The sequence below is a fragment of the bacterium genome, from assembly GCA_030654305.1.
GTDB lineage: Bacteria > Krumholzibacteriota > Krumholzibacteriia > LZORAL124-64-63 > LZORAL124-64-63 > PNOJ01.
Genome location: JAURXS010000385.1, coordinates 1 through 11,902, shown reverse-complemented (window position 1 = coordinate 11,902; position 11,902 = coordinate 1). Strand labels below are relative to the sequence as shown.

Sequence of the window (11,902 nt, the reverse complement as noted above, 5' to 3'; positions counted from 1 at the left end):
CAAGGTGCCGTCGCGCCAGGCGGCGCAGCCAGCGTTCGAGCAGGGGCCGCGGGTCCAGGAGGTCGTCCGGCGTGAGCTGGACGCGCAGGCGGTCGTTCTCGGCGACGACGCGCCCGCGGCGGCGCCCCGGCTCCACGCCCTCGACCAGCAGCTCGCGCGGCCGGCCCAGCACCAGCACCCGGCTGCCGGTGCTCAGTTCCGGCGACCGCGGTCCCTGGCGGACGTCGAAGCGCTCGACCTGCTCGTCGATCCAGATGGCGTGCTCGCGCAGGGCCCGCTCCAGCTCGGCCAGGCTCCAGCGACGGGGCAGCACGACCTCGAGCCCCTTGCGGGGGCTGACCTGCAGGCTCAAACGGCGCGCACGGTCGCTGCGCCGCACGCGGTAGCGCACGGGCTTGTCACAGATCACCGCGACCGCGGTCTGCTCCTTCAACGCGTCCCCCTCGACGGCTCCATCCGGGCGAGGATGTGGTCGAGGCGCAGTCTAGACGAGACCGGCGAGATTTTCAGCAGGAGTTTCACGGGTGCGCGGTCGAGTTGCCGGTCCCGCCGCGCGAGCTTCCCCCCCGCCCGGGGGTCGGGACGAATACCCTGCGGACGCGCCGTCGGGACCGGCAGGAACATGATAGTCCAAGACCGGCCATAAGTTTCATGATATGATCCGATCAACCCATAAGGAGAATCGATGAGCCGCGAACTGGCGACCGATCGGCTGGCGGCCTTCTTCGAGACGGCCAGGCTCAAGAGCTTCACCCGCGCGGCGGTGCGCCTGCACGTCTCGCAGTCGGCGCTCTCCCAGCGCGTGCACAAGCTGGAGGAGGAGCTGGGCGCCACGCTCTTCGTCCGCGGGAACGACGGCATCCGGCTGACCGAGACCGGCCTGCGCCTGCTGCGCTACTGCCAGGCCAAGGACCAGCTCGACGCCGAACTGCTGCGCGACCTGAAGGAGCCCGCGGTCGGGGACCTGGCCGGCCCCCTGCGCGTGGCCGCCTACTCGTCGATCCTCCGCTCCGCGGTCCTACCGTCCCTGGCGGCGCTGCTGCGCGGGAATCCGGCGATCCAGATCGAGTTCCAGGTCCACCAGACCTCGGCGCTGCCGCGCGTGCTGCGCGAGGGCGTCGCCGACTTCATCGTCCTGGACCGGCGGCTCGCCTGGTCCGACGTGACGGCCCTGCCCCTGGGCCGCGAGCGGTACGTGGTGATCGAGAGCGCGCGCCGCGCCTCCCCTGCCGACATCTACCTGGACAACGACCCCGACGACGACGTCACGCGCTGGTTCTTCGCCGGGCGCCCCGACGCTCCCGACTACCGCCGCGCCTTCATGAGCGACGTCTACGGGATCCTCGACGGCGTGTCGCAGGGCCTGGGCCGAGCGGTCGTCCCGCGCCACCTCGTCCGGCGCGGCGCGGGCGTGCGCGTGGTCGAGGACTTCTCCATGCGCCACGTCGACGTCTTCCTGCACCACTACACGGTGGCGGCGCCGGCCGGCCTGCACAAGCAGGTGGTGGCCGCGCTCGTCGGCGAGTGCGGCCGCCACCTCGATTCCGACTGACAGCCACGGGAGCGACGACATGCGACACGAAGACCGCCACATGACGCCCGAGGAGTTCCGCCGCCACGGCCGCGAGGTGGTGGACTGGATCGCCGACTACTGGGAGCGCCTCGAGACGCTGCCCGTGCAGAGCCGCGCCGCCCCCGGCGACGTGCGCGCCGCGCTGCCGCCGCTGCCGCCGCGCGACGGCGAACCCTTCGCCGACCTGATGCGCGACGTCGAGGGGATCGTGCTGCCCGGCACGACCCACTGGCAGTCGCCCGGCTGGTTCGGCTACTTCCCGGCCAACGCGTCGGGCCCGGCGGTCCTGGGCGAGCTGCTGTCGGCCGGCCTCGGCGTGCAGGGCATGCTGTGGTCCACGAGTCCCGCCTGCACCGAGCTGGAGACCCACGTCCTGGACTGGCTCGTCGGGATGCTGGACCTGCCGCCGGCGTTCCTGTCGACGGGCGCCGGGGGCGGCGTGATCCAGGACTCGGCCTCCAGCGCGGCGCTGTGCGCCCTGGTGGCGGCGCGCGAGCGGGCCAGCGGCTTCGCCGTCGACGAGCGGGGCGGCGACGGCTCGCTGACCGCCTACTGCTCGACCCAGACGCACTCCAGCATCGAGAAGGCCGTGCGCGTCGCGGGGCTGGGCGCCGCGAACCTGCGCCGCATCGAGGTCGACGACCTGCTGGCGATGCGCCCCGCGGCGCTCGACGCGGCGATCCGCGCGGACCTCGCCGCGGGCAAGCGCCCCGCCTTCGCCTGCGCCACGGTCGGCACGACCTCGAGCCATGCCCTGGACCCCCTGCCCGCGATCGGCGCGGTCTGCCGCGAGCACGGCCTCTGGCTGCACGTCGACGCCGCCCACGCCGGCACGGCGGCCCTCTGCCCGGAGTTCCGGGGCATCCAGGACGGCCTGGAGTTCGCCGACAGCTACTGCTTCAACCCCCACAAGTGGATGTTCACGAACTTCGACTGCGACTGCTTCTGGGTGCGCGACCGCGCGGACCTGGTGCGCGCGCTCTCGATCCTGCCCGAGTACCTGCGCAACGCCGCCACCGAGTCGGGCCGGGTCGTCGACTACCGGGACTGGCAGGTCCCGCTGGGCCGGCGCTTCCGCGCCCTGAAGCTGTGGTTCGTGATCCGCTGGTACGGGGTGGAGGGGCTGCGCCACCACGTGCGCGAGCACGTGCGCCTGGCGCAGGAATTCGCCGGCTGGGTGGACGCCGACCCCGACTGGGAGCTGGCCGCCCCGGCCCCGCTGAACCTGGTCTGCTTCCGGCACCGCGGCGGCGACGAGGCGAACCGGCTCATCATGGACGCGGTCAACGCTGACGGCGGGATCTTCCTGTCCCACACCCGGCTGGACGACCGGCTGACCCTGCGCCTGAGCGTGGGCGCCACCCTGACGGCGGACCGCCACGTCGCGCGGGCCTGGCGGCTGCTGCGCGAAGCGGCGGGCGGCTGAGCCCCGGGCGGACGCGGCGGCGAGCGCCGTTCGTGTGTATCGGTGTGGGGAACCCCACCCGCCGGGAGGGCGACATGAACGGGAAGATCGGCGCCGTGCTGGCGCTGTTGTTGCTGGCCACGGCCGCCGCCGCGACTTCCCCCGCCGAGGAGCCGCCGGTGAAGTACAATGACCTGACCGAGGACGAGCAGCGCGTCTTCCTGCACAAGGGAACCGAGCGCCCCTTCAGCGGCGAGTTCGAGGAGCACTCCGCCCGGGGTACCTACCTCTGCAAGCGCTGCAACGCGCCGCTGTACCGCTCCGCCGACAAGTTCGACGCCGGCTGCGGCTGGCCCAGCTTCGACGACGAGATCGAGGGCGCGGTGCGCCGCCTGACCGACCGCGACGGCCGCCGCACCGAGATCCTCTGCCGCCACTGCGGCGGCCACCTGGGGCACGTCTTCCTGGGCGAGAAGTTCACGCCCCGGGACACCCGCCACTGCGTGAACTCGGTCTCGCTGGCGTTCGTGCCGGAGGGGACCGCGCTGCCGCCGGTCATCGCCCCCGCCGCCGAACAGCCCGGAACAACCGCCCCGTAAATAGAGACCCCGCCGCGGTCGTCCTTGACCGCGGCGGGGCCATCTGGAAGGTAGCGGCTTACTTTTCAGCCCTCCACACCGGGCTCCGTCCCGGCGTCCACGGCGCACCCATGGCCTCCAGCATCCTCTCGAACTCGGCGAGGTCCGCGTCGATCGCGGCCAGGTCCGACTGCACCTGCGGGAACCGCTCGGCCACCGTGCGGTAGGTCTCGCGGTGGGTCCCGGTCGGCGCCGCCGAGGACTCCCAGCTCCCGTAGGCGACGCGCTCGATGCGCTCGGACAGCGACGGCGGCGTGGGCTCGTTGCGCGAGGCGATCGTGTCGTCGCCCAGCAGGATCACGCGCAGGTCCGCCAGCCTGGTCCCGATCGCGCGCAGCTTCGCGCGGTCGGCGTCGCTCACCCCGACCGTATTGAACAACGCCGGCTCGACGTGGTCAATACGTTCCTGCACCTCGCCGGATTTTTCGACCGCGCCCTGGACGGCCCGCTGCAGCTCGGCGACCGCGCGCTGGAAGCGCTGGCGCTCCGTCGGCTCCCGCGCCGCGAGCGCCGCCAGGGCGAGCGGCTTGACCGTGAACTTCTGCGGCGCCGCCAGCGGCGTCGCGACGCCGTCCACCCTGCGCATCAGCTGCGCGACGTACTGTCCGGGCGCTACCAGCGGGCCGCCGTCGGTGTTCGGCGTCACGCCGGCGGGGCGCAGCGAGGGGTCGCGCAGGTCCCAGGACACGCGCTGCAGGCCGGCCTGGTTGGCCACCGCGACGCGGCGCACCACGCGCCCGTCCAGGTCGGAGATCGCCAGGAAGAAGCCCGGCGCGTCCTCGCGGTCCTCGGCGCGCAGCTCGTCCCAGCTCGGGTAGTGGACCGGCTCCTTCTTCTCGACCAGCGCCTTCTCGGCGGCGTGCCGCTGCTCGCGCCGGCCCGACAGCTTCTCCTTGAGGTGGAGCGTGAACACGGCGCCGAACGGCGGGTTCTCGGCCTGGTAGAAGCTGTCGCCCTGGCTGCCCTTGCGGCGGCCGCCCAGGGGCGAGGCCTCGTTGTAGAGCAGCGCGTCCTTGACCGGGAACAGCAGGGCCGGCTCCCCCTCCAGGGCGGCGCGGGTGATCGCGCGCAGCGGCGTGTAGTCGTCCAGGACGTAGATGCCGCGGCCGAAGGTGCCGACGACCAGGTCGTTCTCGCGCCGCTGGATCTCCAGGTCGCGCACCGAGATGACCGGGAAGCCGCCCTTGAGGCGCACCCAGCGGGCGCCGCCGTCCAGCGAGCAGTAGACGCCGAACTCGGTGCCGCAGAACAGCAGGTCCGGGTTCACGTGGTCCTGGACGAAGCAGTGCACGCTGCCGCGCTCCGGCAGGTCGCCGGCGATGCTGCGCCAGGTCTTGCCGTGGTCGTCGCTGCGCAGCAGGTAGGGCTGGAAGTCGCCCTTCTTGTGGTTGTCGAGGCAGACGTAGACGGTCGCAGCACGGTGGCGGTCGGCGTCGACGTCCTCCACGAAGGCCTGCGCGGGCACGCCCGGGAAGCCGTCCCGGGCCTGCCAGGTGCCGCCGCCGTCGAGGGTCACCTGCACCAGCCCGTCGTCGGTGCCGGCGTAGAGGAGCCCCTCCTGCAGCACCGACTCGTCCAGGGCCACCAGGCTGCCGTAGAACGAGGTGCTGCGGTTCTTGGCCACCGCGTCGACGCTCCAGACCCGGCCCATCACCTCGAGCCGGTTGCGGTCGATGCCGCGGGAGAGGTCCCCGCTGACCTCCGTCCAGCTCGCGCCGCGGTCGTCGCTGCGCAGGAGCTTCTGGCAGCCGAAGTAGAGCCGCTCGTGGTTGTGGGGGCTGATCAGCAGCGGGGAGTTCCAGTTGAAGCGGTAGGCCGGCTCGCCCCAGGCTGGCTGGGGCTGGATGTCCAGGCTCTCGCCGCTGCGCCGGTCGTAGCGGGCCAGGCCGCCGTGCTGGTACTGGCTGTAGACGACGTCGGGGTCGGTGGGGTCGACCTGCGGCTCGAAGCCGTCGCCGCCCTGGGTCACGAACCAGTCGCTGTTGCGCAGGCCGTGGTTGTTGTGCGTGCGCGACGGGCCGCCGAGCGTGTTGTTGTCCTGGGTCCCGCCGTAGACGTTGTAGAAGGGCAGGGCCTGGTCGACGGCCACCTTGTAGAACTGCGTGACCGGCAGGTTGGCCTTGAAGTCCCAGGTCGCGCCGCGGTCCCAGGTCTCGTAGATCCCGCCGTCGCAGCCGATCAGCAGGTGGTCGACGTCGCGCGGGTCGATCCACAGGGCGTGGTCGTCGACGTGCTTGAACTCGATCGGCACGCGCCGCCAATTGGCGCCGCCGTCCTCGGTCACCTGGAAGTAGGTGTCCAGCGAGTACACGCGCTCGGCGGCGTGCGGGTCGGCGAAGATCTCCTGGTAGTACTGCGGGCTGGTGGCGACGTAGTCGCTCATCTTGCGCCAGTTCTCGCCGGCGTCGTCGCTGCGGTAGAAGCCGCCGGCCTCGGCCGCCTCGACGATGGCGAAGACCAGGTCCGGCCGGACGGGCGACACCGTGATGCCGATGCGGCCGAGGTCGCCCTCGGGCAGCCCGCGCGTCAGCTTGCGCCAGGTCTTGCCGCCGTCGACGCTCTTGTGGATCGCCGACTCGGGGCCGCCGTCCAGCAGCACCCAGATGTGCCGGCGCCGCTGGTAGCTGACGGCGTACATCACGTCGGGGTCGCGCGGGTCCAGGCGCAGCTCGCTGACGCCCGTGTCGGGCGAGATGTCGAGGATCTTCTGCCAGGTGGCGCCGCCGTCGGCGGTCTTGTAGAGGCCCCGGTCGCCGCCGGGCCGCCACAGCGGGCCCTGGGCGGCGACGTAGACCACGTCGGAGTCGCGGGGGTCCACGACGATCATGCCGATGTGCTCGGACTCCTTCAAGCCGGTGTTCGACCAGTGCTTGCCGCCGTCGACCGATTTGTAGACACCGTCGCCGTAGGCGACGCTGCGCTGGCTGTTGTTCTCGCCGCTGCCCACCCAGACGACCTTCGGGTCGCGCGGGTCGAGGGTCACGCAGCCGATCGAGAAGGAGCCCTCGGCGTCGAACACCGGCTCGTAGGTGGTGCCGGCGTTGACCGTCTTCCAGACGCCGCCGCTGCTGACCGCCACGTAGTACTCGGCGGGGTCGGCGGGGTTGACGGCGAAGTCGCCGATGCGCCCCGAGGAGACGGCCGGGCCCAGCAGGCGCAGCCCGAGGCCGGAAAAGGTGTCGGCGTTCAGGGGGTTCTTGTCCGCTTCTGCCTTGTCCTTCGCCGGCGCGGCGGCGGGCGCGGCGAGCAGCGCGGCGGCGGCGAGGATCCACAGCGTTCGCTTCATGGTGTTCTCCCGGATCGGCGTGGGGCGGGACGGGCGCCGGCGCCACCCCCCGCGGGGGACGGCGCCGGGATCGAGAATGCGGCATGGGGAGGGGCGAGGCAACCGGGAATCGGCCGTCAGCCGCGGCGCAGCAGGGACTCCAGGAGCACCTGCAGCCCCAGCAGGAACCCGAACACGCAGACGATGGCCGCGCCGGTCGGCAGGTCCAGCACGTAGCTCAGCGCGGCCCCGAGCACCACCGCCGCGATGCCGACCGCCAGCGTGTAGGCGAAGTGGCGGCGGTGGTCGGCGTACAGGCGCACGCCCATCACCGTGGGGACCACCAGCAGCGTGAACACCAGCAGCACGCCGGCGATCTGCACGCTGGAGGTCACGACCGTGCCCAGGATCAGGTAGAACGCGAAGTCCCAGCGCCGCAGCGGCAGGCCCTCGCGCCGGGCCGCCTCGGCGTCGGCGGAGATCCGGTCCAGCGGCCCGCGCCACCGCCAGAGCAGGAAGCCCAGGACGGCGTAGAGGGCCGCGGTCTTCAGCAGGGTCGGCCAGGTGACCCAGAGGATCGCCCCGACCAGCAGGTGGTTGATCTCCTCGCCGCCGTGCGGCACCTGGGTCAGCACCAGGATCATCGCCGCGCTGCACACCGCGTAGATGATCCCGATGTACGCCTCCTGCGGCACCCGCTCCGACTTCCCGCGCGTGCGCGAGATCAGCAGGGCGCCCAGGAAGGTGCTGCCCAGGGCCACGGCGTAGGTGCCGTCGCTGCCGATCTCCCCGCCCAGCAGCAGGGAGATCGCCACCCCGAAGGCGGCCACCTGGGCCAGGGCGATGTCGACGAAGATCACGCCGCGCCGCACCACGTGGTGGCCGAGGTGGGAGTGCATCGCCACCAGGATCAGCGCCATCACGACCGGCGCCGCCATCATCTCCAGGAAGCCGTTCACGGCCGCCCCCCTCCCGGCGCCGCGGCCGCCTCGGCCAGGCGCCGCGTCACCTCGTCCAGGAACGCGATGTAGTCGTCGGTGCCGGCCTCCGCGCCCGCGTGGCCCGGCAGGACCGCCAGGGACGCGCCGGCGCGGCCGGCGATCTCGCGCACCACGTCCAGGTGATCCCAGCTCGCGGCCACGATCACGACGTCGCCCAGGGTGCGGGACTTCTCGACCATGTCCTGCACGTGCCGCGGCGAGGCCGCGATGCCCGGTCGGTGCTCGATCTCGCCGATCACGTCCAGGCCGAGCCAGTCGCAGAGGTAGTTCCAGTGCTGGTGGTTCAGCAGGACGTGGCGGTGCCGCAGGGCGGCGGTCCGCTCCTGCCAGACCGGCAGGCGCTCGCGCAACAGTGCCGCGTAAGCCTCGGCCCGGTCGCGGTAGGCCGCCGCGCGCGGCGGGTCCAACTCCCCGAAGCGGCGGCCGACTAGCTGCACGACCGCGATCATCCGGCGCGGGTCGACGGTGTAGTGCGGGTTGCCCTGCGGGTGGATGTCGCCCAGGCCGCGGTCGATGGCGCCGGACGGGACGTCCAGGACGGACTCGAGGGCCGCGGAGCAGTCGATCAGCCCGGGCGCGCCGGCGCGCACCCGCGGGTTGCGGGCCTTCTCCAGCAGCGGCGGCAGCCAGCCGATCTCCAGCTCGAGGCCGTTGAACAGCAGCGCGTCGGCCTGTCCCAGCTTGCGCGACAGCGACGGCTTGGCGGGCAGGTAGTGCGGGTCCATGCCCCCGGGGCAGAGGACCGTCACCTCCACGTCGTCGCCGCCCACGGCCCGCGCCACGTAGCCGAGGTCCGAGAGGGTGGCCGCCACCCGCAACGGTCCGTCCGCCGCGGCGGCGCGCCCGGGCGAGAGGGGGAAGGCGAAGAGGGCGAGCGCGAGGGCGGCCGCCGGGATCCGGATTCGCGAGATCATGGCGGTCCTCCTAGTAGAGATGGGCCGGGTGCGACCCGATGGTGAAGTTCCACTGCAGCGAGAAGCGCAGGTCGTCGCCGTCGCCGCCCGCTTCGTCGAGCTGCGAGACCTCGGCGCGCAACGCGCTGTACTCGCTCGGCACGAAGGTCAGGTTGGCCCGGTACTCGTTCCAGGTGGTCAGGGTCGCGACCTCCACGCCGTCGACGTCCACGTGCCCGTGGACGTCCGCGGCCTGCCCGGCGCCGAACCCCGCCCACCAGCTGCGGTGGATGCGGCCCTGCAGGTGCGAGTACCAGCCCCGCGGGTCGCCTGCGGCGCGCTCGGGATCGGGCAGGATCAACTCGCCGGTCCAGGTCACGGCCGGGCCGTGGGACCGCGCGCCGCTGACCCACTTGTAGGTCGCGTCGACGCCGTAGACCCCGAGTTTGCCGGCCGGTTCGTCGGCGTCGCGGGCGCCCGGACCGTTCAGCAGCGAGCCCCCCAGTTCCAGCGTGGCGGTCGGCGCCACGTCCCAGGTCTGCGTCCAGCGCGCGCCCCAGGCCAGGTCGCGGTCGTGCGCGTCGAAGATCTCCGCGTCGCCGTTGACGGCGTAGACGACGGCCTCCGAGTACCAGGGCAGCGGCAGCGTCGCCTCGACCCGCGCGCCGACCTCGGTCAAGCCGTGGTCGCCCAGGAACGAGCGCACGGCGACCGGCGCCCGCACGAAGGCGTCCTGATGGGTGTGCAGGGGCACGTGCTTGCCGAAGGGCAGGTAATCCTTGCCCAGGACCAGGCCGAAACCCGCCGGCAGCGCGCGCGCGCGGAGGCGCGCCACCTCGAGGTCGGTGGCGAAGGCGGCCTCGTCGTGGGCGTCGGCCGCCTCGTCGCCGTGGTCGTGGCCGATCTCCTGGTGGTAGGCGACGACTAGGTCGGCGGTCCAGAACGGGTCGACCACCGAGGTGAACTGCATCTCGGCCTCCTGCAGGCCGACGCGGTTGGCGGCGTAGCCGTCGTCGTCGGCCGAGGTCTCGCCCAGGAACAGGGCGTTGACGCTGATGGCCGGGTTCATCAGGCTGGAGATGCCGGTGATCGTGCTGCCGGAAGCGGCCGGGTCGGCGGCCGCGGCCGCGCCTCCGGTCGCCAGGGCCGTCGCTGCGGCGAGGATCGCCGCGGTGATGCGGGTGCGCATGTTCGTCACTCCTCGTTTCCGGGCGCGAGCGGGGAGCCGCGGACTGCGGTCGCCGGGGGCGCCGGGCCTCGATCGTCGCGTGAGGGGCGGGTTCGCGTGGATCAGGCGGAAACGGGCGGGGCCCGCGCCTCGCGCACGGGCAGGATCAGCAGGCCCAGCGCGCGCACCTCGGCGGCCGGGACCCGCACGACGACGGCGGCGGCGGCCCGCGGCGCCTCGACGACGCCTTCGGCGAGCGTGCCGGTGTGGAAGACGATGCAGACCGCCGCGGCGTGCCCGTCGTGGGCATCGAGGGGCTCCGCGTGGTCGTAGTGGTGCTTGAGGTGCGAGGCCTGGAACGCGCCGAGGCTCGCCAGCAGGAGCAGGGCCGTCAGGACCCTGGAGGCAGAGGCGCGGGAAACCGGTGTCGCGGGGCGGAACATGCGCGCAGGATACGATCGAGCGGGCGGGCGCGCAACCGGAGGGGAACCGCCGCCGCCGCGTGGGCGTATACATGCGGATCCGACCCGACGCGCACCGCTTCCCCGCCGGAGGCCCGACATGACGCCGACCCGCCCCCTCGCCCGCCGCCTGCGCTCCTGGCTGCCCCTGCTGGTGGTCGTGGCGAGCGCGCTGAGCTTCCGCTCCGCCGTCGCCAACTGGTACGACGTGCCGACGGGCTCGATGCAGCCGACGATCTACGAGGGCGACCGCATCCTGGTGGACCGCACCGCCTTTTCGCTGCGCGTCCCGCTGCTGGGCTGCGAGGTGGCGCGGACCGGCGAACCGCGGCGCGGCGACATCGTCGTGCTGTCCTCGCCCCACGACGGCACCCGCCTGGTCAAGCGCGTGGTCGGTTTGCCCGGCGACACGGTGGCGATGAGCGCCGGCGACCTGCTGATCGACGGCCGCCCCCTCGCCTGCGCGCCGCGGGACGATGGGCTGCGCTGGGCGCTCCCGCCCGACGACGACGGCCGCCATGAGCTGCTGACCGAGGACCTCGGCGGCCGCCGCCACGCGGTGATGCTCTCCCCGGGAACCCGCGCGCTGCGGGACTTCGGTCCGGTCGCAGTGCCCGCCGACTCCTACCTGGTCATGGGCGACAACCGCGACCACAGCTTCGATTCGCGCTACTTCGGGTTCGTGGGCCGCGACGCGCTGCAGGGCCGGGCCCTCGCCGTCGTGGCCTCGGTCGATCGGGACCGCGGCTGGCGCCCCCGGCTGGGCCGCTTCTTCACCCGGCTCGACTGATTCCCGGCCGGATGACGGCCGCGCCTCAGGCGGTCGTCTCCCCCCCGGCCGGCCCAAACCAGAAGGCCGCCCCGTTCGGGGGGCGGCCTTCGCTTCATCATCGATGGGGCGGTCAGCCGGCCAGATTACCCACGACCGCCTCGACCTTCTCGAGGATCCCGCACGACCGCACCAGCTCCATCATCGCGGTGTGGTCGTCGTGCAGGGGTCGGTCGACTTCCAGGAACGCCACGTGCTCCCGCACCGCGGCGTGGCCGGCGTCGACGCCCGCCCCCTTCTTGAAGTCGCGGAAGTCCAGGGCCTGCGCCGCGGCCATGAACTCGATGCCCAGGATGCCGCAGGCGTTCTCGACGATCTGCTTGTTCTTCAGGGCCGTGTTCATGCCCATCGAGACGAAGTCCTCCTGGTCCGCCGCGGCCGGGATGGACTGGACCGACGCGGGCGCACAGAGGATCCGCTGCTCGACGATGAGCGAGTCGGCGGTGTACTGACTGAGCATCAATCCGGAGAACATGCCCGCGCCCTTGGTCAGGAAGGCCGGCAGTCCCACGCTCAAGGCGGGGTTGAGCAGGCGGTTCAGGCGCCGCTCGCTCAGCACGCAGACCATCGTCATGGCCGCGCCGGCCATGTCCATGGGCAGCGACACCGGCGAGCCCTGGAAGTTGGCCCCGGTCAGGGTCAGCTTCTTCTCGGGCACGAAGATCGGGT

At 72.7% G+C, this 11,902-nt stretch carries 11 protein-coding genes; 4 read left to right on the top strand and 7 right to left on the bottom strand.

Annotated features, from left to right (window positions below; translation table 11 throughout):
* The coding region (locus tag Q7W29_11075) for a DUF45 domain-containing protein (GenBank protein ID MDO9172359.1) at positions 1-433 on the bottom strand (433 nt) is incomplete at its 3' end.
* 252 nt (positions 434-685) lie between these two features.
* Here Q7W29_11075 and Q7W29_11070 point away from each other — a divergent pair.
* From Q7W29_11070 to Q7W29_11060, 3 genes are all read left to right on the top strand, one after another.
* Positions 686-1,552, top strand: a complete 867-nt coding sequence (locus tag Q7W29_11070) for a LysR family transcriptional regulator (GenBank protein MDO9172358.1) — start codon at positions 686-688, stop codon at positions 1,550-1,552.
* A gap of 40 nt (positions 1,553-1,592) precedes the next feature.
* Complete coding sequence (locus Q7W29_11065) at positions 1,593-2,999, top strand: pyridoxal-dependent decarboxylase (GenBank protein MDO9172357.1); 1,407 nt, start codon at positions 1,593-1,595, stop codon at positions 2,997-2,999.
* A gap of 74 nt (positions 3,000-3,073) precedes the next feature.
* On the top strand, positions 3,074-3,577 hold the full coding sequence (locus Q7W29_11060; protein ID MDO9172356.1) for a methionine-R-sulfoxide reductase: 504 nt from the start codon (positions 3,074-3,076) through the stop codon (positions 3,575-3,577).
* A 58-nt stretch (positions 3,578-3,635) separates the two neighbouring features.
* On the opposite strand, the gene Q7W29_11055 is transcribed toward Q7W29_11060, so the two are convergent.
* From Q7W29_11055 to Q7W29_11035, 5 genes are all read right to left on the bottom strand, one after another.
* Entirely contained in the window at positions 3,636-6,902 is a 3,267-nt protein-coding gene (locus tag Q7W29_11055) for a glycosyl hydrolase (protein MDO9172355.1), read from the bottom strand.
* Positions 6,903-7,018: 116 nt separating this feature from the next.
* Entirely contained in the window at positions 7,019-7,840 is an 822-nt protein-coding gene (locus tag Q7W29_11050) for an iron chelate uptake ABC transporter family permease subunit (protein ID MDO9172354.1), read from the bottom strand.
* Positions 7,837-8,796: a metal ABC transporter substrate-binding protein gene (locus Q7W29_11045; protein MDO9172353.1), complete on the bottom strand. Its 960-nt coding sequence runs from the start codon at positions 8,794-8,796 to the stop codon at positions 7,837-7,839. The genes Q7W29_11050 and Q7W29_11045 overlap by 4 nt, the downstream gene beginning before the upstream one ends.
* 10 nt (positions 8,797-8,806) lie before the next feature.
* Positions 8,807-9,964, bottom strand: coding sequence for a hypothetical protein (locus Q7W29_11040; protein MDO9172352.1), 1,158 nt, complete (start codon positions 9,962-9,964; stop codon positions 8,807-8,809).
* A gap of 101 nt (positions 9,965-10,065) precedes the next feature.
* Positions 10,066-10,386 (bottom strand): hypothetical protein, encoded by a 321-nt coding sequence (locus Q7W29_11035; GenBank protein ID MDO9172351.1) that lies wholly within the window; start codon positions 10,384-10,386, stop codon positions 10,066-10,068.
* A gap of 118 nt (positions 10,387-10,504) precedes the next feature.
* Here Q7W29_11035 and lepB point away from each other — a divergent pair, with 118 nt between their 5' ends.
* Positions 10,505-11,194 carry a signal peptidase I gene (lepB, locus tag Q7W29_11030; protein ID MDO9172350.1) on the top strand — a complete coding sequence of 230 codons (690 nt, stop codon included), beginning with the start codon at positions 10,505-10,507 and terminating at the stop codon, positions 11,192-11,194.
* A gap of 112 nt (positions 11,195-11,306) precedes the next feature.
* On the opposite strand, the gene Q7W29_11025 is transcribed toward lepB, so the two are convergent.
* Positions 11,307-11,902, bottom strand: a 596-nt coding sequence (locus Q7W29_11025) for an aromatic amino acid lyase (GenBank protein ID MDO9172349.1), incomplete at its 5' end; no start/stop codon positions are given.